The 23,800-nt window shown below is 42.9% G+C and carries 20 protein-coding genes and 2 pseudogenes; 6 read left to right on the top strand and 16 right to left on the bottom strand.

The annotated features are described in order from the left end of the window. Nucleotides 1-101: 101 nt before the first annotated feature. Nucleotides 102-842 carry an IclR family transcriptional regulator gene (locus tag AF333_RS08755; protein WP_043066638.1) on the top strand — a complete coding sequence of 247 codons (741 nt, stop codon included), beginning with the start codon at nt 102-104 and terminating at the stop codon, nt 840-842. A 115-nt stretch (nt 843-957) separates the two neighbouring features. Then, complete coding sequence (locus AF333_RS34895; protein ID WP_235496266.1) at nt 958-1,140, top strand: hypothetical protein; 183 nt, start codon at nt 958-960, stop codon at nt 1,138-1,140. On the opposite strand, the gene fabF is transcribed toward AF333_RS34895, so the two are convergent. Beyond that, nucleotides 1,127-2,380 carry a beta-ketoacyl-ACP synthase II gene (gene fabF / locus AF333_RS08750; RefSeq protein ID WP_043066639.1) on the bottom strand — a complete coding sequence of 418 codons (1,254 nt, stop codon included), beginning with the start codon at nt 2,378-2,380 and terminating at the stop codon, nt 1,127-1,129. The two genes, AF333_RS34895 and fabF, sit on opposite strands and share 14 nt — an antisense overlap. A gap of 143 nt (nt 2,381-2,523) precedes the next feature. Between fabF and AF333_RS08745 the strand changes: the two genes are divergently transcribed. Then, nucleotides 2,524-3,369 carry a helix-turn-helix transcriptional regulator gene (locus tag AF333_RS08745; protein WP_043066640.1) on the top strand — a complete coding sequence of 282 codons (846 nt, stop codon included), beginning with the start codon at nt 2,524-2,526 and terminating at the stop codon, nt 3,367-3,369. 98 nt (nt 3,370-3,467) lie between these two features. Here AF333_RS08745 and AF333_RS08740 read toward each other — a convergent pair whose 3' ends face one another. After that, a complete protein-coding gene (locus AF333_RS08740; protein WP_080787778.1) occupies nt 3,468-4,148 on the bottom strand; it encodes a Zn-dependent hydrolase in 681 nt (226 codons plus the stop codon). 29 nt (nt 4,149-4,177) lie between these two features. Between AF333_RS08740 and AF333_RS08735 the strand changes: the two genes are divergently transcribed. Then, entirely contained in the window at nt 4,178-4,564 is a 387-nt protein-coding gene (locus AF333_RS08735; protein WP_052812130.1) for a LysR family transcriptional regulator substrate-binding protein, read from the top strand. 9 nt (nt 4,565-4,573) lie between these two features. On the opposite strand, the gene AF333_RS08730 is transcribed toward AF333_RS08735, so the two are convergent. From AF333_RS08730 to AF333_RS08710, 5 genes are all read right to left on the bottom strand, one after another. Beyond that, nucleotides 4,574-5,305 (bottom strand): endonuclease/exonuclease/phosphatase family protein, encoded by a 732-nt coding sequence (locus tag AF333_RS08730; protein WP_052812131.1) that lies wholly within the window; start codon nt 5,303-5,305, stop codon nt 4,574-4,576. A gap of 298 nt (nt 5,306-5,603) precedes the next feature. After that, entirely contained in the window at nt 5,604-7,298 is a 1,695-nt protein-coding gene (locus AF333_RS08725) for an amidohydrolase (RefSeq protein ID WP_052812132.1), read from the bottom strand. Nucleotides 7,299-7,663: 365 nt separating this feature from the next. Next, on the bottom strand, nt 7,664-7,897 hold the full coding sequence (locus AF333_RS08720; protein ID WP_043066641.1) for a hypothetical protein: 234 nt from the start codon (nt 7,895-7,897) through the stop codon (nt 7,664-7,666). 13 nt (nt 7,898-7,910) lie between these two features. Continuing rightward, a complete protein-coding gene (locus tag AF333_RS08715) occupies nt 7,911-9,107 on the bottom strand; it encodes a Ger(x)C family spore germination protein (RefSeq protein WP_043066642.1) in 1,197 nt (398 codons plus the stop codon). A 28-nt stretch (nt 9,108-9,135) separates the two neighbouring features. Next, nucleotides 9,136-10,722 carry a spore germination protein gene (locus tag AF333_RS08710; RefSeq protein WP_080787779.1) on the bottom strand — a complete coding sequence of 529 codons (1,587 nt, stop codon included), beginning with the start codon at nt 10,720-10,722 and terminating at the stop codon, nt 9,136-9,138. Nucleotides 10,723-10,977: 255 nt separating this feature from the next. Between AF333_RS08710 and AF333_RS08705 the strand changes: the two genes are divergently transcribed. Further along, nucleotides 10,978-12,081 (top strand): GerAB/ArcD/ProY family transporter, encoded by a 1,104-nt coding sequence (locus tag AF333_RS08705; RefSeq protein WP_043066643.1) that lies wholly within the window; start codon nt 10,978-10,980, stop codon nt 12,079-12,081. Here AF333_RS08705 and AF333_RS34890 read toward each other — a convergent pair. The 6 genes and pseudogenes from AF333_RS34890 to AF333_RS08680 all read right to left on the bottom strand — a co-directional run bounded on the left by AF333_RS34890 (nt 12,078) and on the right by AF333_RS08680 (nt 19,600). Then, nucleotides 12,078-12,263, bottom strand: coding sequence for a hypothetical protein (locus AF333_RS34890; RefSeq protein ID WP_235496264.1), 186 nt, complete (start codon nt 12,261-12,263; stop codon nt 12,078-12,080). The two genes, AF333_RS08705 and AF333_RS34890, sit on opposite strands and share 4 nt — an antisense overlap. 58 nt (nt 12,264-12,321) lie before the next feature. Beyond that, nucleotides 12,322-13,041 (bottom strand): YebC/PmpR family DNA-binding transcriptional regulator, encoded by a 720-nt coding sequence (locus AF333_RS08700; protein WP_043066644.1) that lies wholly within the window; start codon nt 13,039-13,041, stop codon nt 12,322-12,324. Nucleotides 13,042-13,579: 538 nt separating this feature from the next. Continuing rightward, nucleotides 13,580-15,085 (bottom strand): malate:quinone oxidoreductase, encoded by a 1,506-nt coding sequence (locus AF333_RS08695; RefSeq protein ID WP_043066646.1) that lies wholly within the window; start codon nt 15,083-15,085, stop codon nt 13,580-13,582. Between the two features lie 407 nt (nt 15,086-15,492). Continuing rightward, a pseudogene (locus AF333_RS08690) lies at nt 15,493-17,388 on the bottom strand (adenosylcobalamin-dependent ribonucleoside-diphosphate reductase); the annotation flags it as partial. 416 nt (nt 17,389-17,804) lie between these two features. Further along, nucleotides 17,805-18,458 (bottom strand): annotated as a pseudogene (locus AF333_RS08685) (ribonucleotide reductase N-terminal alpha domain-containing protein); the annotation flags it as partial. 323 nt (nt 18,459-18,781) lie between these two features. Next, nucleotides 18,782-19,600 (bottom strand): lipoate--protein ligase family protein, encoded by an 819-nt coding sequence (locus AF333_RS08680; protein WP_043066648.1) that lies wholly within the window; start codon nt 19,598-19,600, stop codon nt 18,782-18,784. Nucleotides 19,601-19,811: 211 nt separating this feature from the next. Between AF333_RS08680 and AF333_RS08675 the strand changes: the two genes are divergently transcribed. After that, a complete protein-coding gene (locus AF333_RS08675) occupies nt 19,812-20,006 on the top strand; it encodes a hypothetical protein (RefSeq protein ID WP_043066649.1) in 195 nt (64 codons plus the stop codon). A 39-nt stretch (nt 20,007-20,045) separates the two neighbouring features. Here AF333_RS08675 and AF333_RS08670 read toward each other — a convergent pair whose 3' ends face one another. The 3 genes from AF333_RS08670 to gcvPA form a co-directional block, all read right to left on the bottom strand. Continuing rightward, on the bottom strand, nt 20,046-20,816 hold the full coding sequence (locus tag AF333_RS08670; protein ID WP_043066650.1) for a TraR/DksA C4-type zinc finger protein: 771 nt from the start codon (nt 20,814-20,816) through the stop codon (nt 20,046-20,048). 145 nt (nt 20,817-20,961) lie between these two features. Further along, nucleotides 20,962-22,449 carry an aminomethyl-transferring glycine dehydrogenase subunit GcvPB gene (gcvPB, locus tag AF333_RS08665; protein WP_235356659.1) on the bottom strand — a complete coding sequence of 496 codons (1,488 nt, stop codon included), beginning with the start codon at nt 22,447-22,449 and terminating at the stop codon, nt 20,962-20,964. Further along, nucleotides 22,442-23,800, bottom strand: a complete 1,359-nt coding sequence (gene gcvPA, locus AF333_RS08660) for an aminomethyl-transferring glycine dehydrogenase subunit GcvPA (RefSeq protein ID WP_255322198.1) — start codon at nt 23,798-23,800, stop codon at nt 22,442-22,444. Before gcvPA ends, gcvPB begins: the two co-directional genes overlap by 8 nt.

The following is a 23,800-nucleotide window of genomic DNA, read 5'->3' as shown; positions in this document are numbered from 1 at the left end:
AATGGGTATAATTTATTTCACTATTTTAAATTTACATTCTATTTTCGTTCAATTATTATTGATAAGAGCAAATGCAGTTATCCTTATAAGGAGGGTATTAAATGATTAATTCTGTTAGGCAGGCCATTCGTATCATGAATTGTTTCTCTACCAAAACAACAGAATTGGGAGTTTCAGAATTAGCTTTACTACTTTCTATGAATCGTAGTACGGTTCATCATCTTGTGACTACCTTATACAATGAAGGTCTTCTTACAAAAACTCCAAATCGTAAATACCGACCAGGTGCAAAACTACTTGATTGGGGACAACTCGCAAATGAACAATACAAACCGTTTTTTATAGCTAACTCTGTTATTGATAACCTTGTTAAGCGTTCAAACGAAACGGTTCACCTTGGCATTCTTGAAAATGAATCCGTCAGCTATCTTATAAAAACAGAACCTAGTAGACCCGTACGCATTGGGACGAGCATCGGTATTCCAAAGCCTTTGCATTGTACAGCCCTAGGAAAAGTATTACTTTCTTTTCAGCCAGATAAATTTGTTGAAAAGATTATCTCAAAAGGTCTAAGGCGATATACACAAAACACAATCGTAGAGCGGGAAGCTTTATGGGATGAGATTCAGCTTATCCGCAAGCAGGGATATGCGATTGATAATGAAGAGTTTGAGGAAGGACTCTTCTGTATCGCTGCTCCTGTCCGTAATTATCTCGGTGATGTAGTATGCGCACTCAGCGTATCGGGTCCGGAATTCCGAATGAATACAGAACGCATTCATATTCGAAGCGAAATTGTTATAGAAAATGCTTACGAAGTTTCTAGGCAATGTGATTTTTAAGCTTCATTCTCTAAAAAATAAACCGGGAAGTTCTACATATTCCCGGTTTATTGATATTCTTCTATTATTTTTTCATATACTCTTATACTGCTATTGCAACAATACTCTCTTTTTTATGGTGGGAGGTAAGAAAAGAAGGAAGGGCGGTGGGCGGGAGCGGTCGGAAAATGACACGCTGGCCTTTCTTCTGCCGGATCGCAGGGCGCATCCAACCTCTTCTTTTTTCCGAATCTCCTCCTTCCAACCTCACTCCCCTGTCAAAATATCAAGTGTAATTTATATAGCTATACAGATATAGAAGAAGTATCTAACCTCTTCAGTACAAGTACCGCGTTATGGCCGCCAAACCCGAAAGAATTAGAAAGACCTATGTGGAGTTGCGCTGCTCTTGCGCGATTCGGAACATAATCAAGGTCACACTCAGGGTCTGAAGTTTCCAGGTTTATTGTTGGCGGAATCATATTTTCCTGAAGTGTTCTCACAAGGGCAACAGCTTCAACTCCGCCTGCGGCTCCTAACATATGACCCAACATCGATTTATTGGCGCTTATAGGAAGCTGATAGGCATAACTACCAAAAAGCTGCTTAATCGCAAGCGTTTCGGAGCGGTCACCTACCACAGTACTGGTAGCATGGGCATTGATGTAATCGATATCTTGCAATGTGATTTCCGCATCCTCTATTGCTTCTTTCATCGCTCTGTATGCTCCCAAACCTTCAGGCTCGGTAGCTACCATGTGGTAGGCGTCAGATGTGGAGCCGTATCCGATGATTTCCGCATGTATCCGTGCTCCCCTTTGCTGTGCGTGTTCCAGTGATTCTAATACAAGAATACCGGCGCCTTCAGATGCTACAAACCCATCCCGCTCCGCATCAAATGGACGACTCGCACGTTCCGGCTCTTCATTACGAGTAGAAAGCGCTGTAGCATTCCCGAATCCGGCCAGCGCCAAATCCGTCACTGCTGCTTCTGAACCGCCTGCAATAATCATATCTGCACCGCCTCGCTGAATCAGCTTGTAAGCCTCACCTATCGCATTATTGCCGGTAGCACAGGCAGTGACAGGCGCCAGGGTCGGGCCCTTTATTCCAAATACGATACTTACTTGCGCTGCTGCCATACTCGGAAGCATCATTGGAACAACGGTAGGGCTCACACGGCCAGGACCACGGGAAATCAGTGTACGATAGTTTTCCAGCAGAGTATGAACACCGCCAATACCTGATCCAATGTATACTCCGACTCGCTCGGTATTCTCCTGCTCTATATTCAAAGATGCATCCTCAAGGGCCTGCTTAGCTGCAGCGACGGCAAACTGGCAAAACCGATCCATTCTACGGGCCTCCCGGCGTTCAATGACAGCTTCCGGATTAAAGTCCCGAATGACTCCGGCAATTTTCGTTTTATAGCTCGAAACGTCAAATGAATCGATGTTTGAAATTCCCGAATGTCCCGCAATGAGATTGTTCCAAAAACTTTGCACATCATTCCCGAGTGGGGTTATTACACCCATACCTGTAATCACTACACGTGACATCTATTTCTTCCTCCTTATTCAAGCATGATAACCAAGATTTTCTCTTATAATTACACAGCTAACATCCTATTACAAGTTATGGTTTATCATAGTATAAATGATGATAGAATAGGTTTTACTACTATATTGATGGGGTGACCATAATGAGTAACGATATACGGTTAACAGCTTTGTCGGAATTCTTGAAAACACACCGGGCAAAACTCCAGCCTGGTGAAGTTGGCCTGCCAGCAGGTGGAAGAAGGCGCACTCTGGGCTTAAGAAGAGAAGAAGTAGCTCAGCTCTCCGGGGTGAGCACGACATGGTATACATGGCTTGAGCAAGGACGGGATATTACGGTGTCTGCACAAGTGCTGGACCGTATTGCCTTTGCCCTTCAATTAAATGAGGATGAACGGAAATATTTGTTTATGTTGGCCCTTGAACAGCCGACGATTTCATCGACAGCGGACAACCCTCCTATGCTCAGTCCGGCAATCAGCCTTATTCTGAATGAACTCCGCTATTTCCCGACTATCGTCTCCGATCGACGATGTAATATTGTAGGCTGGAATCAAGCAGCCGCCGGGGTGTTTATGGACTTCGAGCTAGTGCCCATAGAAGAACGTAATATTATTTGGTTGTTGTTCACAAGAAAGGAGTTCAAGACGCTGGCCGCTAACTGGAGTGATTTCGTTCGAGGGTTTCTTGCGATTTTCCGCTCGTATTACGGTCAGTATATGGGAGATACATGGTATAGCGACTTTATCGAAAAAATAAGCAACGAAAAACCAGAGTTTCAACATTTTTGGCATCATAATGACGTTAATTCAGCGCCGGAGGTCTTCATCGAATTCCGGCACGCCAAAGCGGGTAAAATGCTGTTTGACCTGACCTCAATGCAAATTCAAGGACATAACGATTTGCGTTTCAGCGTGTATACGCCGTCCGCAAACTCGGATACTGAAACGAAAATGCGACAGCTTATGCGCAAGCTTGAGCAGGAATGACATTACAACATAAAAAAAGGCCAAGGGTGTTGATTATCCAGCATCATCCAGAGTGAATAGCCACCACATCCTTGGTATCCATAGGTGTGGGTAGTCATTTATTTTGCGAGCTCTAAAACTGTTTTGTATAGAACTGTGGTTCCCCTCCCGCAATCTTCCTTCGAGCTCCATTCGTCAGGATTGTGACTAATCCCATTTTTAGATTGGATAAATATCATTCCTATAGGACAAAAATCTTTAAACTGCATTCCATCATGTCCAGCTCCACTAGGAAGTGTAAATGTTTCAAGCCCTATTTCCTTACAAGAATTTTCGATAACTTGACGGATTTCCTTAGAGCAAGGAACAGGTGCTACTCTTTGTAAAGTACTAATGTCAACCTCAATTTTTCGCTCTTCGCAAATTTGACGAGCGTAAGATACAATAGTATGCTCAATCTTATTTCGAACTTCTTCGTCAATATCACGCAAATCTAGCGTGAATTCTACTTGGCTGGGAATTACATTTACTCCCCCTGGTTTAACCGATATTTGACCAATCGTTGCGACAGCATTCGGGTATTTTTTTGTTTCGGTTTCAATGTACTGAATAATAGCTGCGGCGGGTATTAATGGATCCTTACGTATACCCATAGGTGTTGCTCCTGCATGACCCGCTTCGCCAGTAAGTACCCACTTTGTCCATAAAGGACCTGCAATTCCTGATACGACACCTACTGATAAATGATGATTTTCCAGTACCTTGCCCTGTTCAATATGCAGCTCTACATATCCTTTAATGGTTCCATTATCCCCCTAAAAAAGATAAAATGCTTTGTATCCTACCTGATACACATCCTCTTCACCAGCAGGATAAGATTTATTTTGAACAAATTAAAAACGAAATGTTTATCATGCCCAAATCGAATATAGATAAAGATGTGAGAAAGATTTTAAAGAACAACAATGTGACACCAGAAATACAATATGAGGTGGAAGAAGACCAAGCCATTATTGCCATGGTACAAAATAATCTAGGTATCAGTATTCTTCCGGAAATGATTCTGTATCGTATACCAAATAACGTCTGCGTTATCAATTTAGAAGGAGATAATTATCGTTCAATAGGGATCGCTGCCACATCCTTAAAAAACATTTCTCCTGCTGCCGGAAAGTTTATTGAATATGTGAAATTATGGTTAAATGTTCAGGAGTAGCTTTCATTTTTACCTATTAAGCAGTAATGTTGCTTTTAATGGCAAATGGTCTGAAGCTGCAGGTGCTTTTTTTATAACTTCTACCGAAACAGGATATATATCACGACTAACGAATATGTAATCCAACTGTAATTTAGGCCGAAATGAGGGAAACGTATAACATGCCCCTGTGCCTGCAGCTTTACAAACATCTGTAAAACACCTGTTCATTTTTTTCCATGCTCCAGATCCCGATCTCATGTTCCAGTCTCCCATAATAATAACAGGATGAGGCTCATCCATAATTTTCTTGCTGATAAAATCTACTTGTTTTTTATGAAGGAATGGATTTAGGCTCAGATGCGTAACATATACTTTAAGTAATCGTTCGTAAAGTTGAACATGGATTTCCAACAACGACCGATTTTCGGTGATTGTAGAGCCGAATGTAAAAAGATGATTCTTTTCCCATACGATCGGATAGCGAGATAAAAAGGCATTTCCATACTGTCGACACACCTTTGAATCTTTTGAGCGTAATACAATTACCTCTCCGAAAGCTTGATTCATTTTCAGATGTTTTGCCAACCAGGATATCTGGTCAATATAATCGCTTCTTTTTGAAAAATACCTATCCACCTCATTCAAACCGATCAAGTCTGCCTTGCTTTCTTCAATGACTTTAGCGATTCTCTCCAAGCTCAGTTTTCCATCTATTCCTCTTCCATGATGCATGTTAAACGTCATGACATTAAACTCCAATCTATTCCCTCCAATTCGCTGTATGCTTCGCTAAGACTAGTCCGCCATTGACAATGAATAATATATGCCATTCAAAAACGAGGCGAATACTCTCATGATCGTCCAAAACGCTTAAAACTATGTGTACAATTTGCTTGAAAATCCTGTATCTTACCATCTCCTACACTTGATATTTTGACAGGGGAGTGTGGTGGGAAGGAGGGGGATGCGCCCTGCGATCCGGCAGAAGAAAGGGTGTCCCATCACTTTGGGACACCCTCTTCTTTACTATTTAACTCATCCATCATAATTGTAAACACTATTTCTTATACACAACTTCTCCACCTACTACTGTAGTAAGCACTGTAATATCTTTCAATTGTTCTTCTGGACATTTCATCGGATCTTTGTCAATTACTATGAAATCAGCCAGCTTTCCAGCCTCTAAAGATCCTTTTAACTTTTCTTCAAAGCTTCCTTCCGCGGCCCAAATCGTAAAGGCTTGTAAGGCTTCCTCTCTTGTCATCTTCTCCTCTGGGTACCAGCCCCCATCTGGATTTCCATCACGATCCATACGTGTAACGGCAGCATACAGTCCATGGAATGGATTTACTAATTCAACAGGGGCGTCTGAGCCTCCTACGATATGTGAACCGGCATCAATCGTCTTACGCCAAGCGTAGGCATATTTAATTCTTTCAGGACCAACTCGATCTTCAGCCATATTTTTGTCGGAAGTCGCATGTACCGGCTGCATAGAAGGTATAATTCCAAGCTCAGCAATGCGTTTAATTTCGTCAGCGTTTGCTATTTGGAAATGTTCGATTCTCCATCGATGATCTTTTAATGGATTCTCCTTTAATACTTTCTCATAGGTGTTAATTGCTTGAAGAATAGCACCATCACCGATTGCATGAGTAGCCACCTGCCAACCATGCTCACGAGCTTCTTTTACTAATCGATATAACTCCTCATCTGTAAACCGATAGTTTCCTTTATGGCCTGGACGATCATGATAACTCTCCAATAGAGCTGCACTACGGGAACCTAGAGATCCGTCACCAACAAGCTTTACGGATCTAACTGTAAAACGGTCTCCGTACAAACCGATTTCAGGTCCCTTTTTATAATAATAAGCGAGACTGTCTCCCGTTTCTCCGCCTGCACCATTGGCAACCATAACATTTAATCTAGCTTTTAAATCGCCTTTCTCATATAGACCCTTCATATCTTCTATATAGCTTAGATGGGAACCAGCATCTGTTGCACTCGTAATCCCGTTGGAGAATAGTTCTTCTTGAGCTTTTAAAAGTCCTTCCCGTATACGCTCCGAACTATAAGGAGGGATTTTAGAGGTAACTGGTTCTTCAGCTGTATCGATCAGCATGCCGGTTGGTTCACCCTTAGCATCTCGAATAATCTCTCCACCCTGAGGATTAGGGGTATCTTTAGTTATGCCACCGATTTCAAGAGCTTTAGAGTTAACCCAAACCGAATGTCCATCCACTCTCTCCAGTACAACAGGGTTGTTAGGTGCAATGACATCAAGCTCCTCTTTAGTTGGGAATTTCTTATCTGGCCAAAGTTCATGATTCCAACCACGTCCTAAGATCCACTCTCCTGGTTGACGGTGGGTGGCTTCTTCCTTGACCAATTTCAAAATCTCTTCCTTCGGTTTATTAAAACCATTGATTTGAATTAAATTAAGCGCCATTCCTGGAAAATGCAGATGTCCATCATTCAATCCCGGAATCACACTTTTTCCTTCTAAATCAACAACCTTCGTGCTTGGGCCTATGTATTGCTTGACTTGCCCTTTATTGCCAACATAGATGAGTTTTTGATCTTTGATGGCCATGGCATCAGCTTTTGAAAATTTGGCATCTGCTGTATAAATATTACCGTTCAAATAAACAGTATCAGCTTTTTCTTGAACATTAGTAGCAAAAGTAGGTCCTGCAAACATACCAAAAAGTAAAACCATAGCTAGTAGAAGAGTTAATGTTCGTTTCAATTTTTAACCTCCTTCATATGATTTAATTTAGTAAGTTTAGAGAGCTTGCATTTTATTTTTTATTTGGCCTCCTTTCAAAATAGAAACCTGTAACTAATATCGCATTCTTGTTTCATCATATCTTGAAACATTTATGTATGTCAATTAAAAATCCGAATTTTCTTAATATTTAATAGATATAATTTTCTCTATTAATAAACTAAATTTTTCTTTTTTGTTCATTCGTTGGGCATTACACAATATAATAGTTAGTCTGTATTTTCCTCTCTTCAGTTAGTATAGGTTGGATTCCCGTAGATAGAAACAATAGCTATAACCATAAGATCATATCTCTTCTACAGTTCTGATTATAAAATAACCTGTCTTTACTTTAAGACCCCCTTTACCACATCATTAATCGGCTTATAAACAATTGTTAACAAATCCAGGGGATTTGGTATATCTACCTGCAAACTCTGTGCAATACTTAATCCAGTGCCAATAAGCAACAGAATCGAAAACATCCACAGCTCTTTTCGCAGTTGTTTTCGCAACAAAGAGGGGACTTCGATGATAATGATCAATGCGGTTACTATCAGTACTACTGCAATGGCCCACATGCCGATCTACTCCTTACTTCTTTACGTCTTCAAGAAAAGAATTCCCTATAGTACCTATACGTCGGATTTTCGCTTCTACTTTTATTTCCACTGGCAGATCAATAAAATTCTTATCCCAATGTTTTTTATTCTTTTTCCAATACCTAGGAGCTCCCCGATGAACCGCTTCACCAAAACCAAAGATATCGGTTCCAAGCTTTTTCGCCTTTCTTATGGAAGCTTCACAATGATCCTTTACCTCTTTTTCAAGTTTTGTTTCCAAATCGTAAATTGTTTTTGTCTTTTTTAAGTCCAGATGCCCACATTCTACTTCCGCAACATTAGCTTCGGTTTGAATCTTCACCTCTACTTTAGGTTTGCCATTCTTCACCTTTCCCTTGACATCAGTTTTTGACCGAATCACCTCAATGCCCACATTCCCGCCTTTCGTACAAGGAACGTTAAGGATCGTGCCATCCAACTTGTCTGTGAGGTCTGTATATCCTTTGCTTTCTGTCTCGTTTAACCAGCCAACCAGTTTATCTTTTTTAAATACAGCAATTCCTGCATATTGCAAACGCCCTAAAGCATCAATTTCTTCTACATTTTTCTTCATTTCCCCTTGTTCCTGACTGCCTTTTATTCGAATACCGGTTAATGCAGATTGCTTCCCCTCACTTGTTAGGTCAGATATTAACTCATCTAATGTGATAGACACGGTCGGTGCCCATAGTTTTTCCGATGTTTCAAGAGAACTAAACATTTTATTCGCCGGGATTTTTTCCAATGGTGACAAGATTTTCAGTATATTTTCGGCCTTCGTTCCTTTCGCTACCACAATATAAAAATCGGTCCGAAGCTCTTGATCTCTAGAGAGGAGATCCAAGACTTTTGCCATTCCATCCTTGGCTAACGATTCTCCAATCACCAGCATGCGAAGGTGGGACGCATAAATTTTTCTAGGAGCGAGCGTTGTCATTTTTCGTAACGCCTCAAGTACGGTCTTTCCCGTCTGCTGATACGTTGTGACGGGCGCACGACCACTCCCTCCTTTTGCAGCTACTTCACCCGGATCAACTACTTGAGCAGTGACAAGATATTGATCTCCGGACTTATCAATTCCCATTCCAACAGCAATCGCAAGGTCATTTAATTCCCGCCGGTTCCAACAGCCGGTAATGAACACGAGCGTAACAAAGAAAAAAAGCAACAAAACTACCGATCGTTTCATTTAGCATACGTCCTTCTGTCTTTAATTGTTATTGTCGCGGTTTCGGTTTCGGCGGAGAGCTTTGCTTGCGGACCACGTTTTTCTGATTAATTAAACGAGGACGGGATACCAATGCCCATTGCGGCAACCGAAAAATCGTGTCCTTCTGGTCAGCAGGAATAAAGGGGGCAAAAGGAGTCATGTACGGAATACCAAAAGAACGTAGGCTGCATAAGTGAAGCACAAGAGCAATAATGCCCACGATAATTCCGAATAGACCGAAGGAAGCGGCCAGTCCCATAATTGGAAAACGAAGCATTCTTACAGCAATGGACATGTTATAGGCAGGGAACGTGAAATTCGAAATCGCTGTTATAGATACTACAATGACCATGGCAGCGGATACGATTCCTGCTTCCACGGCTGCCTGTCCAATAACTAACGTTCCTACAATCGATACTGCTTGTCCGATGGCTCTTGGCATTCGTAAGCCGGCTTCTCGTAAAATTTCAAATGTCACTTCCATCATCAGTGCTTCGATGAAGGCCGGGAAAGGCACCCCTTCCCGCTGGGCCGCCAGACTTATCAACAGTTGTGTAGGGAGCATTTCTTGATGAAACGTAGTAATCGCAATATATAACGATGGGCCCAGTAACGCAATAAATCCGGAAATATAGCGAAGAATACGCAGGAGAGTGGCAAAATCCGCACGCTGATAATAATCTTCTGCACCATGAAGAAATACAATAAGCGGGGCAGGAACGATTAAGGCATTGGGTGTTCCATCAATCAAAATGGCCACTTTCCCTTCTAACAATTCAGCGGCGACCACATCAGGCCGTTCCGTATTGTATATGGTTGGAAAAGGGGTATAGGTTTCATCCTGAATTAATTCCTCAATATAGCCACTTTCCAAAATCCCGTCAATATCAATTCGATCTAAGCGTATACGTACTTCTTCCACGACTTTTTCATTTACAATTCCTTTAACATAGGCAATAGATACATTCGTTTTGGTAACTCGTCCGATTTTCCTCGTTTCCAGCCAAAGATTCGGATCTTTAATCTTTCGGCGGATTAATGATGTATTTGTACGCAGTGATTCGGAAAAGCTTTCTCTCGGTCCCCGAACGGTCGTCTGGTTTGTCGCTTCTGTAACCCCCATGTCTTTCCACCCTCTTGCACCAGCAGAAAAGCCCTGCTTTTGTCCGTCAAGCAAGATGACAGCATCTCCGGATAAAAGGGAAGCGTATAGGGTTTGAAAATCCGTAATGTCCTGAACGTCTCCTACCGCCAAGGCTACATCTTTCAAAACATGGACAAGACTTTGGCTAGAGGAGAGAACCTTATCTATTTCACTTTTCTTTGCGTCCTGCATAAGGGATTCCATAATGAATTCATTGATCGTGGTATTATCTGCTAAACCGTCCGTATAAATAATCGCTGCTTTCACATCTCTTGTTTTACCTATCCAAACTTCTCTGATGACAATATCATCACTGTTTCCTAGATCTTTTTTTATCTTTTGTATATTTTCTTGAAGGTTTGTTTGCAGAGGCTCTTTTTCATTTATAGTCCCTGTCAGACTGTTTTTCGTTGGTACAGAGCGTTTCCATATGTTTTTCATAAATCCCATGATGAGCCCCCTCTGCTGCTATGTTCTGTTACTCATTATCTCCTTGATAAAAGCGTCTTAGACTTCTTATCTACGTATTTATTAATTTTAGTATCGGTTGTTGCATGTTAAACGAGGTATATTGTATAGGCTAAGAATATCCCTGTTTTACTTTTTTCTTGCTTTTCTCTAAATTTGATAAAAAAGTTTACTTCAACTAAAAAAAGTAAACAATGGCTAACATAAAAGTAGGATAAATAGGGAAGGAAAGAATATATGCTTGAGAATGGGAAAATATCGGCACGTCAATTTACAGTGTTAGTCATCCTGTATACGATTGGGAGTGCTATCGTAGTTGTACCATCAGCTGTAGCTTCTTTTGCAAAACAAGATGCTTGGATTGCAGGGATAATCGGGGTAGGAGTAGGGTTATTATTAATATGGCTATATAACGCTGTCGGGAATCTTTTTCCTCATATGACCTTGATTGAATTAAATGAAAAACTTTTGGGAAAATGGGTGGGTAAAGCCGTTTCTTTTCTGTTTATTACTACTTTATTCTTTGGTGGCCCTGCTTCTGTTCTGTTTTATTTAGGAAATTTTATAACTACGCAAGTCATGCCTGAAACACCGATCGAAGCCATTAATATTCTTTTTGTCATCATTGTTGTTATGGGGGTGCGTCTCGGGCTTGAAACGTTAGCTCGTTCCGCAGAAATCTTATTTCCATGGTTCCTCATACTTTTTGTTAGCCTGGTTATTTTTGTTTCCCCTCAAATCAAAGTTGAAAATTTACAGCCAATGTTAGAGACGGGAATAAAGTCTATATTACCGGCTACCTTATCATTTTTAAGTATTGTTTTTCTTCCTCTTATTGTTCTTCTGATGATTTTCCCAGCTTACGTTAATAAATCTAAAGAATCTAAAAAAGCTTTTTTCATCGGAGGTCTAATAGGAGGTCTTGTGATGATTATCATCATAGCTCTGAGCATTTCGGTTCTTGGTGCTGATCTTACAGTAAGGCAGATATATCCAAGCTATGCTTTAGCAAAAAAAATAAACGTAGGTAATTTTCTACAACGAATCGAAGCCATTATGGCTGGACTGTGGTTTATTTCACTCTATTTTCGGCTAGTACTTTATTTTTATGCTATTGTTTTAGCTCTTGCACAAATATTTAATTTGAAAGATTACCGCCCTCTTGTTTTACCTTTAGGAATGATATTGGTTGTCGCCTCCCTTGCAATATATCCTAATGTTGTTTATACACAAACATGGGACATTACCACCTGGATACCTTATATTTTAACAGTAGGGGCTTTTTACCCTTTATTATTATTAGCAATAGGTTTATTTCGAAAAAAAAGCAATTCAGATTAGAAAAGCAAGTTCAATAAACAATCTATATAAATTACACTTGATATTTTGACAGGGGAGTGTGGTGGGAAGGAGGAGATTCGAAAAAGAAGAGGTTGGATGCGTCCTGCGATCCGGCAGAAGAAAAGCCAGCGTGTCTTTTTCCGACCGCTCCCTCTCACCATAAAGATTTGTCGATGTATCAAATCAGATGTATATAAAAAAACAGACCTTTGTTACATAACAAAGGTCTGCTTTCATGTATTATTCACCTAAATCCACATTGTGGTATACTTGTTGAACATCTTCTAAATCTTCTAATGCATCAATCAGTTTTTCAAACTGTGCTTGTGCATCTTCCGGAAGTGTTACATCATTTTGCGCAAGCATTGTTAATTCTGCAACTGTAAATTCAGTTATACCAACATTTTTGAATGCTTCTTGCACCGCATGAAACTGGTCCGGTTCGGCATAAACGATAACCGCTTCATCTTCTTCTAAAATGTCACGTACCTCTACATCTGCTTCCATTAATATTTCAAGCACTTCATCTGCTGTTTTACCTTCAAGACCAATAACGGCGGTTGAATCAAACATATATGCTACAGATCCACTTACTCCCATGTTACCACCGTTTTTACTAAATGCAGCCCGCACATCTGATGCGGTACGGTTCACGTTATTTGTCAGTGCATCTACGATTACCATTGATCCATTTGGTCCGAAGCCTTCATAACGAAGTTCATCATAGCTCTCTTCTGAACCACCTTTCGCTTTTTCAAGCGCCCGGTCAATAATCACTTTCGGTACACTGTACGTTTTTGCACGCTCTAGTACGACTTTTAAAGCCCGATTTGATTCTGGATTCGGTTCACCTTGCTTGGCTGCTACATAAATTTCTTTTCCAAATTTTGCATATATACGACTCGTATTTGCATCTTTCGACGCTTTTTTTTCTTTAATGTTGTTCCACTTACGGCCCATAATGAACACTCTCTTTCCATTTTGAATCTACATAAAATTATTAAGATGAATTCACTAGACTATATTATACCTCAATTGAATAATTTGTTGCGAGTTTAATACTCAAAAAAAGATAGGCAGTTCTCCTGTACTTGTATAATGACATTAAATCTGCTCTATTAGCTACCTTTACATGGCTAGGCTCTATATGAATGAATAATAAAGGAGTTATTTATAAAAGAGTGTCTAGCTATATAAATTACACTTAATATCATGTTCATGCATATAGATGCGAAATAAATAAATTTAAATTCATTATTTTAAAAAACTAAAGGAAGCATAAATTTGCCAAAACTGCAATTTATGCTTCCTTTAACATACGGTTTTTTCAGTTTTTTCGGTTTTTTCGGTTTTGTCAATTTTACTGGTATGGCATTGCTGATTTGCCTTCCTATGGACATCGTGTTTTCATAATAAATATAAGCGTAAGGAAATGTTTGAACATACAATAGAACCGTCCCGCTGTATCCGGCATGGTCGCGACAAATAAGGACAGTTTTTATGCGTATGCGAACTCTTTTTTACCCTCTAAGCTAAGCGCCCGCGCTGTTGAAGTATGAATTTCGTCGATAAGCTCTGGGTTTTTCAATAGTGACACGCCATAGGAAGGAATCATTTCTTTTATTTTCGGTTCCCACTCTTTTATATGTTGCGGGAAGCATTTTTTTATTACCTCCAGCATGACGTGAACGGCGGTAGAAGCACCCGGAGAAGCGCCGAGCAATGCTGCTATCGAGCCATCAGTAGCACTAACAACTTCTGTACCAAATTGAAGCGTTCCTTTGCCGCCGTCAGCAGTATCTTTAATAACTTGCACACGTTGGCCCGCTACCACTATATCCCAATCCTCGCTTTTGGCGCTCGGGATAAACTCCCGTAACTCTTCCATGCGCTTTTCTTTCGATAACATAACTTGCTCGATTAGGTATTTTGTCAATGAAACGTTTTTTGCACCTGCCGCCAACATAGTTACGAGATTATCCATTTTTACGGAAGTTAACAAATCAAACATTGAACCGGATTTTAAAAACTTTGGTGAAAAGCCGGCAAACGGTCCAAATAGCAACGATTTTTTATTATCGATATATCTTGTGTCAAGATGCGGAACAGACATTGGAGGAGCACCAACCTTAGCTTTGCCGTATACTTTTGCATGATGCTGCTCTACAATATCCGGATTATTACACACCATAAATAGTCCGCTTACCGGAAATCCTCCAATATGTTTTCCTTCAGGAATACCGGATTTTTGCAGTAAATGCAGGCTTCCTCCCCCGCCTCCGATAAAGACGAATTTTGCAGTATGGCGTTCGACTTTACCGTTATCGACATTCCGTACTTTCAATTCCCAAGAGCCGTCGCTAGTACGTTTAATATCATCAACATTATGTTTGAAATTTATACCAACGTTTTTACTCTTTAAGTGGTCAAACAACATACGTGTTAAAGCGCCAAAGTTCACATCAGTTCCAGAGTCAATTTTTGTTGCCGCTATAGGTTCATTCGATGTCCGGTCTTTCATAATAAGCGGAAGCCATTCCATCAGCTTTTCTGGGTCATCGGAAAATTCCATCCCTTGGAATAGGGGATTGTTTGACAGCGCTTCAAAACGTTTCTTTAAAAACGCTACATTTCGTTCCCCTTGTACTAAACTCATATGAGGCAATGGCATGATAAAGTCCTGCGGATTACGTATAAGATTACTATTTACAAGATAAGACCAAAACTGCATTGAAACCTGAAACTGTTCATTAATTTTTATAGCTTTGCTAATATCTATAGATCCGTCCGGTTGTTCGACGGTGTAGTTAAGCTCGCACAGTGCCGCATGCCCAGTTCCTGCATTATTCCACTCGTTAGAGCTTTCCTCTCCTGTGTTTGCGAGCTTCTCAAACACTGTAATTTCCCAGTCCGGTACTAATTCTTTCAGAATTGTCCCCAAAGTGGCACTCATGATTCCGGCACCAATCAAGATAACGTCTGTTCTAGTATGTCTGTTGCTCATTTTTATCGTCCTTTTACCCTAAAATTTGCAGAAAGGGTGTAGGCGCTCCTGCTTAGGCGCTACAGCAAGCCAGGCGCGATCTAGTCACACACCTTTTCTGGATCAATTATAACTCTATTATAGTGTATCACTATTATTTATAGATTAAAAATTTTTTTTACTATTATTATATAAAGCTATTTAAAAACTGGTAAATTTCGGCGGTGACATACAGTAAGTATCCTGTGTAACTGACCAAATTCTTTTCTTAGCCCACTGTGGTTATTATATAAATTACACTTGATAGTTTGACAGGGTAGCGTGGTTGAAATCAGATGTATATAGATCTGATTTTTTGATATATCATTCGTTAAATTATTATAAAAAGGTGAAGACAAGCATGTCTTCACCTTTTTATAAAAGTATTGTTAAGAACAACGGGAATAACCGCACGCTTCGCAGTGTTTGCAGCCTTCTTCCGCTACAAGCGCCGCAGCGCCGCATTCCGGGCAAAGGTCAAGACCTTCACGGTATACATCACCGTCTTCATCGCGTTCATCTGTTTGCGGAACCGGTGGTGCTTGTATTTCGCTTGTCGATGCTACCGGCGTCTCATCGTCACCATCAAGGTAGAACTCGATCGCTTTCGCTACTGCATCCGGAATGGAATCAACCCGGTTTGCTCCGAAACCGACCGCACCGGAACCTCCAATGCCTTTCAAATGCTTAATGAGCAGACGCGCTTTATTTCCGTCCGGCAGCTCGCCGAAGCGAAGGAACAACGTGGATACGCGGCCGAGCGCTTCTGACATCGCAAATACATCACTTCCCGCTTTACCTACATTTACGATAACTTCAAACGGCGCACCGTCCACTTCGTTCACCGTTATGTAAGCTTTACCTAGAGGTGTTTTCATTTTGTATGTTGCACCTTTTAAGCGGAGCGGACGGCGACGGTAATCTTTTGTTGGTGGTGTTTCATCCAGATCAGTGGCAGGAGCGATTTTTTCTGCTTTCGACTCCTGTCCCTTTGTCTCTTTCTTTTCTTCATTCTTCGTAGTCAGGACCTGTACATCGCGGCTACCGTCACGATAAATCGTAACCCCTTTGCACCCAAGGTCAAAGGCAAGCTCGTACAGCGCCTTTGTCTCTTCAACTGAGAAATCAGCCGGTGCGTTCGCTGTTTTACTAATAGAACTGTCTACCCATGTCTGAATCGCACCCTGCACTCGTACGTGATCCTCAGCAGACAAATCCATCGCACTCACGAAGTAATCCGGCAATTGTTCAGCCTCGTTTTCTTCCAGCCAGCTTTTCGCGATTGGAACATACTGTTTATCGAAGCCAAGACGGCTTTGACGGTAATATTCGAATGCATAGAAAGGTTCAATTCCTGTGCTCGTGCCAACCATTGTCCCTGTAGATCCAGTCGGAGCCTGTGTAAGAACCGTTACATTACGCATGCCACGCTCTTTCACTGCGTCACGAACTTCGTCGTCAAATTGCTTCATAAATCCGCTTTGCAGGAAGAGATCGGCGTCGAATGCCGGGAAGCTTCCTTTTTCAGCGGCTATTTCCGTAGAAGCAAGATATGCTTCACGAGCAATGAAGTTATACAACTTGTCCAAGAATTCGAGCGATTCCGGGCTGCCATAACGGATTTGAAGGTTGATCATCATCTCCGCAAGGCCCATTGTACCGAGACCGACACGGCGCTCGTTCTTTTGGTTCGCTTCATTTTCCGGGAAGTGATACGGAGTAGCATCTACCACGTTGTCCAGGAAGCGAACGGAATGGCGCACAGTTGTCGACAGGTTTGCCCAGTCTACCTCGCCATCTTTCGTGAATTTTGAAAGATTAATCGCAGATAAGTTACATACACCCCATCCTGGGAGACCTTGCTCGCCACATGGGTTCGTACAAATAATCGGATTGAAGTACCAGCTATTGGACATCTGGTTGTAGTATTCCATGAAAACGACGCCCGGCTCGGCTGACTTCCATGCGGATTCAATGATCGTATGCCACATGTCACGGGCACGGATTGTTTTATAGACACGTACCGGCTTACCTAGCTCAACCCATTTCTCCATGTTTCCGTCCCAAATTTCATCGTATTCCGGGTCGGTTGTATCCGGGAATCTTAGTTCCCAATCAAGGTCTTCTTTTACGGCTTTCATGAAGCTGTTACTAATGCAGACGGACAGATTGGCATTTGTAATAAGCCCCATGTTTTGTTTTACAGTGATGAATTCGAGCACATCTGGGTGCCAGTCGTTCATCATAAGCATCAAGGCGCCACGCTTTTTGTTACTCCCCGCCTGTAGCGGGTGGATAGGTCATTTCTGCCTATCTCTCATGCTTTCACATGAGTTCAGACTATATCATCAAGGAAGTAAACTTTTCACACTTTCGATTCAGCTTGATTATCCTCCTGATTGTAAAGCTAAAATAAGAAGCTGTTGAAGTTCTTCCTTGCTTCGCGCCTCGTAGTAACGTCTCCGTCGACTACGATTTACTGGTTCCATATTACTCCCTCATATGGAATAAGGTGTAACGTAGGAACTTTTAATAGTCGTTGGACCTTCACCTCTGTTTCCAAAGGCGCTTGGCTGCTGATTGTCCATTGTTTCATCTATCCGATTTTTACGCATTCACGCTCGCCGTTGCCAGCCACGTTGTAGCTCAGATAGTTTTAGGATGTTCCAGCAATTCGCGAAGTTACGTCGCCATGGTATTAACGACTCCCGCCTTGCTCAATTAATCCGGTTGTATAACTAAACAATCCGCCCCAGGATACAGAACCGCTTGATGAACCGTTCACGCCCTTTACCTGTGCACGACGTGGACGAAGGCTCGACAGGTTGATGCCAACGCCGCCCCCGCGGGACATAATTTCCGTCATCTGACTCAGTGTATCCATGATTCCGCCGCGGCTGTCATGCGGTGACGGGATAACATAGCAGTTATATAGCGTCAGCTCGTCGTTAGCTCCGGCACCAGCCGCAATCCGCCCACCCGGAACGAGCTTCCAATCCGCCAGCAAATCGCGGAATTTCTCTGTCCATTCTGTTTGCTTCTCCGGTGTCGCCTCCACGGATGCGATCGTCTTGGCCAGACGATCCCACATCTCATCCGGTGTCGCCTCAAGCGTCCGTAAAGCTTTATCAGCCTCTGTCGTTACCATCTCTCCGTTGCGCAGCTTCACGTGAATCGTACTGCCTTCACGTGCTTCCACCACACCCACTTCTTTTTTTGGAAATTTAGGGTCATCTTTAGTCAAAACAAGCACCGTATCTCCGACTTGTACATTATCCGGATTCGGATCTTTTAACGCATAACGATCGAGGAAAATTTTCTCGCTCAATCCCTCAAGCTTTGTTTTTCCTGTCATTTCGGATGCAGTCTCCATTTTTCAACCTCCAGCTATTTGAAATATAAATTGACCATTCGTATACGGTCTGATACATTTGATTAAGCGCCTTCTTACATCTAAACCAACGCTTACTAATTCATCAACATATTGTGTTTATATATAGATTCTACCACAACATATAGATTTTTTCCTGCTTTTTCGCGAAAATTTTTTCGACAAAATATATGCCTCTTACAACACCACTCGTCTCTTGATAAAAAGGTGAGAACCAAAACTCTAAATCGATGGATTATATATACATCACATAAAAAGGCGGCCGATCGGCCGCTTTTCGTTTTGTATTACCGTTTGAAATTCCACTCGTCGCATCCATATTTTTCACGGGCAAGTTGTTCCGCAAGCTCCTTCTCCTCAATAGTCAGTTCATCGTCCATCAACTCGACACCTAACCCCTTCGCAAAACCTTTACGGAACGCTTTACGAGCATCATCCAATGTTACAGGTATCGGACGCACCTGATTGATTGCGACCGCTTTATCAGTGAAGCTTTTTTTCAGCCTCTCTCGTACCCGCTCGTTCGGTTGTCGGATGATGTCAAACAGCATATCCACATCGATATCAAGCAGAATGGACCCGTGCTGCAAAATGACCCCTTTCTGTCGCGTCTGGGCACTACCGGCCACTTTTCTGCCTTCTACAACCAATTCATAAGAAGACGGTGCATCAAAACAAGCAGCCGAAGACGGTGTGGCAAGCTTGGCCTGATCAGGGTTTACCATATCCGCCTGCAAATCCAGAAGGCGGAATCCTTCTAGCAGCCCTACGCTAATGATGCGATAAGCGTCCGTTACACCGGACGGCATAGCGGGATGTGATTCTGAGACGACCACGCTATAAGTAAGTTCTTTATCATGTAATACGGTTCTGCCACCAGTAGCCCGCCGGACAAAGCCAAGACCGTATGCTTTTACTTTTTCTAAATCGATCTCTTTCTCGGCTTTTTGAAAATAACCGATTGATACTGTCGACGGTTCCCACGTATAGAAACGAACCGACGGATGAGTTTTTCCTTCACTATGTATCGCAAGCACTGCTTCATCAATCGCCATATTCATTGCCGGCGAATGAACTCCCGTATCAAGAAAACGCCATTGTTCCATATACGACTATGCCCCCTTCTTTCTTATATTGTAGCATATTCACTTACTTCCCTTTACTATTTAGCATGTATAAAAAGCCTTCATACATCTACTTTGCATTCATACCCATTATTTTGTATATACTATCCTTGTTTCAATTTGCAAGAGAACGGGTAAAAGTATTACATGCATTTTGCGTATATTCCAAGAGTATCAAAGGAGGCGTTGCCTAATGAAAGACCTTTGTATTTATTGCGGTGAAGAGCTGGTACTCTGGGAACGGAGTCGGAGCTATTGCTCCAGATGTCAGGAAGCGACTGAAGTGACGTATGCTGATGACGTATATTACGCCGACGACGAAGTGCGCCATGATGATCAATACGCAAACGATGAAAATGATGAATTTCGCCATAGCCATAGATACTGACACAAAAGAAAAAGGAGGCCGATTTCGGTCTCCTTTTTCTTACCTATCTCTATCCACATAACCTTCGTCTTCCGTGTAGTCCTCCATCAAATCCGGATTGCCCATCACTGAGACAACTCCTGCCTCATCGAGTGCATCTTCGTATCTTTCATGCAACGGATTCTCCGTATTCACGCCAATGAACTTTCCGTTTATATCGGACAATAAAAAGCCTTCAATATCTTCAACGTATCCTACGGGCTCTTCTGATTCCACATACATATCGTTATAGCTAAGATGGGCTTGTTCGCCAAAATCAGATGGCGTATCCGATGTTCCATATTTTGCGACGTCCTGCATTGCATCTTCTGCATCATAAAACGTAGCATCCCATCCGTCATAGTTATATGCTCCGAATGGGGGAGCGATGATATCTTCTTCCGCAGGACGACGCTGTGAAACAAACTCCTCCTCAGCATGTTGTACACAGCGAAGCGTAGTCGGCAGCACTTCCAACCGTTCATGCGGGATTTTGGCATGACATACTTCGCATCTTCCGTATGTTCCTTGTTCGATAGCCGTAAGCGCTCGCTCAATATCCCGCATTTCCTCTTCTCCGTGCTCATACAGCGCGATGTCTTTTCCTCGCTCAAATGTTTCACTTCCTTGATCGGCCGGATGATTGTCATAATTGGACAGCTCACCGATCGATTCCTTTAGAGCAGCTCGGCTGGTACCATATGCCTCACTATCGTTGAGCCGTTCCTTTATATCCTTAAGCTGATTGTTCAAAAGCGAACGAAAGCGAGACAATTCCTCATTCGTCAACATGTCGCATCCCCCTTTCAACCTCAAAGTACAGGCCGTATTCATACGACGTACTTGAGCATAGTATCTGCACCATTGGCGGCAAAGATGTTGGGGATTGGAGGAAGGAAAAAAGGAGGAGCCTTTCGCCCCTCCCTTCTCCTTTTCGTTATTCCGTTTTTGTATATCGCAACACTGGCTTACGAGCTGCCAATACTTCGTCGAGACGGCTCACTACCGTATGGTGTGGTGCTTCCTGTACGACCTCTGGCGTTTCTTCCGCTTCCTGCGCAATTTGAATCATCGCTTCAATGAATTCATCCAACGTCTCTTTCGACTCAGTCTCCGTCGGTTCAATCATCAGACATTCCTCCACGATAAGCGGGAAATAAATCGTCGGCGGATGATAGCCAAAGTCAAGCAAGCGTTTGGCGATATCAAGCGTTCGAACTCCCTGCTTCTTCTGACGCTTTCCAGACAGGACGAATTCATGCTTACATACATAATCGAACGGCAGATCATAATACTTAGCAAGCTTCCGCATCATATAGTTCGCATTAAGCACGGCATTTTCTGAAACAAGGCGTAATCCTTCAGGCCCCATCGTGCGGATATACGTATAGGCACGTACGTTAATGCCGAAGTTACCGTAATATGCTTTGACACGACCAATCGACTGCGGACGGTCAAAATCAAGTCGGTACATATCTCCTTCCTTAACAACCATTGGCTTCGGTAGAAATGGAAGCAATTCCTTTTTCACGCCAACAGGACCGGAACCCGGACCGCCGCCACCATGCGGTGTCGTAAACGTTTTATGCAAATTCAGATGCACTACGTCAAAGCCCATATCTCCCGGACGCGCTTTGCCAAGAATGGCGTTAGCATTTGCTCCATCGTAATACAGCAAACCTCCTGCTTCGTGCACGATTTCTGCAATTTCTACAATGCTTTTCTCAAACAAGCCCAGCGTATTCGGATTCGTCAGCATCAACGCTGCCGTATCCGGACCAACTACCTGACGTAGCGCCTCTACATCGACGAATCCGTTCGCATCCGATGCTACCGTAATCGTCTCAAGTCCTGCTACGCTGGCGGAAGCCGGATTTGTGCCGTGCGCAGAATCCGGTACAATAACCTTCGTACGCTTCTCGCCCCGGCTCTCATGGTAGGCACGAATCATCATTAAACCAGTCCACTCACCTTGCGCGCCAGCCGCCGACTGCAATGTTACCGCATCCATACCAGTAATGGCCGCCAGATCTTTCTGAAGCTCATACATCAACTGTAATGCGCCCTGTACTGTCTCTTCCGGTTGATACGGATGGATACGAGCGAATCCTGGATAACGGGCTACATCTTCATTAATCTTCGGATTGTACTTCATCGTACATGAACCGAGCGGATAAAAACCCGAATCTACTCCATGGTTGCGCGTGGATAGTTCCGTATAATGACGCATCAACTGCAGCTCGCTCACTTCCGGCAATTCCGCGGGTGTCTCCCGCAGGGAATTACTTGGAATAATAGATGTAACATCGACTTCAGGAACATCGCACGCAGGCAGCGAATAACTTACGCGTCCTGGCTTACTCATCTCGAAAATAAGCGCCTTATCTTTTTGTTGCTGTTCAGCTTTCGGCATCGTATTAAGCATGGCGCGCTCCCTCCAATCCTTTCACCAATCGGTCAATTTCTTCTTTCGTACGTAATTCAGTTACTGCAATCAGCATATGCTGGTTAAGTTCCGCATAGTCACGAGACAGGTCAAAACCACCGATAATTTGTTCCTGCAACAATGCTTTATTGATATCGCCCACAGGATGCGGTGTTTTAATAACAAATTCGTTAAATACAGGTGAATCGTATACAACTTCATATCCATCCAGTTGAGCTAGCTGCTGTTTGGCATACTGTGTCTTCTGCACATTCAAAAGCGCCATCTCTTGTACACCCTGCTTACCAAGAGCGGTCATCGATACAGCTGCAGCCAACGCATTTAGCGCTTGGTTAGAGCAAATATTCGAGGACGCCTTCTCACGGCGGATATGCTGTTCACGCGCCTGCAGCGTCAGCACGAAACCACGGCGTCTACTTTCGTCGTGTGTCTGGCCGACGATACGCCCCGGAATCTGGCGCATTAATTCTTTTTTCACTGCGAAATAGCCGCAGTGCGGACCACCGAATGCCATCGGAATGCCGAACGGCTGAGCGTCACCGACTACGACATCAGCGCCGTATGCGCCCGGTTCCCGCAGCAAGCCCAAAGCTAGCGGATTAGCGCTTACGACAAATAAACCTTTATGTTTATGCGCAATCTGCTCTACAGCCGATAAATCTTCAACTGCGCCGAAGAAGTTCGGATACTGCACAAGTACCGAGGCAGTCTGTTCATCCACCGCCGCCTCCAATGCTGCCAGGTCGGTCAATCCATTCTTGCAGCCGACTTCAACGACTTCAAGCCCTTGCCCTTTGGCATACGTAAGAAGAATGGAGCGCGCTTCCGGGTGTACGGCGCGAGAGACAACAATTTTCTTCCGTTTCGTCTTAGCTGCTGTCATCGCTGCCGCTTCCGCTAATGCCGTAGCACCATCATACATAGACGAATTGGCCACATCCATGCCGGTTAACTCGCAAATCATCGTCTGAAATTCAAAGATGGCCTGCAGCTCACCCTGACTAATCTCTGGCTGATATGGCGTATATGCAGTGTAAAACTCTGAACGGGAAATGACATGGTTCACTACGCTCGGAATATAATGGTCATACGTTCCAGCTCCCAGGAAGCAAGCATAATCGAGCGCATTGACATTTTTGCCTGCCATCCGCCCCATATGCCTGGTCAAGTCCGCCTCCGGAACGGCTTCCGGAATTTGCAATTCCCCTTTAAAGCGAACCTTCTCCGGAATATCAGAGAACAATTCAGAGATATCAGAAATACCGAGGTCAGCTAACATTTCTTTACGGTCAGCTTCAGTCGTCGGAAGGTATCGATACTTTACTGTCAC

This window comes from Aneurinibacillus migulanus (assembly GCF_001274715.1).
Classification (GTDB): Bacteria; Bacillota; Bacilli; order Aneurinibacillales; family Aneurinibacillaceae; genus Aneurinibacillus; species Aneurinibacillus migulanus.
This window is presented reverse-complemented; position numbering and strand designations above follow the sequence as displayed.

What these genes read in the sequence shown, in the direction of transcription:
- AF333_RS08755 (WP_043066638.1), top strand. Translation starts at nt 102, where the DNA reads ATGATTAATTCTGTTAGGCAGGCCATTCGTATCATGAATTGTTTCTCT.
- AF333_RS34895 (WP_235496266.1), top strand. Translation starts at nt 958, where the DNA reads ATGGTGGGAGGTAAGAAAAGAAGGAAGGGCGGTGGGCGGGAGCGGTCG.
- fabF (WP_043066639.1), bottom strand. Translation starts at nt 2,380, where the DNA reads ATGTCACGTGTAGTGATTACAGGTATGGGTGTAATAACCCCACTCGGG.
- AF333_RS08745 (WP_043066640.1), top strand. Translation starts at nt 2,524, where the DNA reads ATGAGTAACGATATACGGTTAACAGCTTTGTCGGAATTCTTGAAAACA.
- AF333_RS08735 (WP_052812130.1), top strand. Translation starts at nt 4,178, where the DNA reads ATGCTTTGTATCCTACCTGATACACATCCTCTTCACCAGCAGGATAAG.
- AF333_RS08720 (WP_043066641.1), bottom strand. Translation starts at nt 7,897, where the DNA reads ATGTGGGCCATTGCAGTAGTACTGATAGTAACCGCATTGATCATTATC.
- AF333_RS08715 (WP_043066642.1), bottom strand. Translation starts at nt 9,107, where the DNA reads ATGAAACGATCGGTAGTTTTGTTGCTTTTTTTCTTTGTTACGCTCGTG.
- AF333_RS08710 (WP_080787779.1), bottom strand. Translation starts at nt 10,722, where the DNA reads ATGGGATTTATGAAAAACATATGGAAACGCTCTGTACCAACGAAAAAC.
- AF333_RS08705 (WP_043066643.1), top strand. Translation starts at nt 10,978, where the DNA reads ATGCTTGAGAATGGGAAAATATCGGCACGTCAATTTACAGTGTTAGTC.
- AF333_RS08700 (WP_043066644.1), bottom strand. Translation starts at nt 13,041, where the DNA reads ATGGGCCGTAAGTGGAACAACATTAAAGAAAAAAAAGCGTCGAAAGAT.
- AF333_RS08695 (WP_043066646.1), bottom strand. Translation starts at nt 15,085, where the DNA reads ATGAGCAACAGACATACTAGAACAGACGTTATCTTGATTGGTGCCGGA.
- AF333_RS08680 (WP_043066648.1), bottom strand. Translation starts at nt 19,600, where the DNA reads ATGGAACAATGGCGTTTTCTTGATACGGGAGTTCATTCGCCGGCAATG.
- AF333_RS08675 (WP_043066649.1), top strand. Translation starts at nt 19,812, where the DNA reads ATGAAAGACCTTTGTATTTATTGCGGTGAAGAGCTGGTACTCTGGGAA.
- AF333_RS08670 (WP_043066650.1), bottom strand. Translation starts at nt 20,816, where the DNA reads ATGTTGACGAATGAGGAATTGTCTCGCTTTCGTTCGCTTTTGAACAAT.
- gcvPB (WP_235356659.1), bottom strand. Translation starts at nt 22,449, where the DNA reads ATGCTTAATACGATGCCGAAAGCTGAACAGCAACAAAAAGATAAGGCG.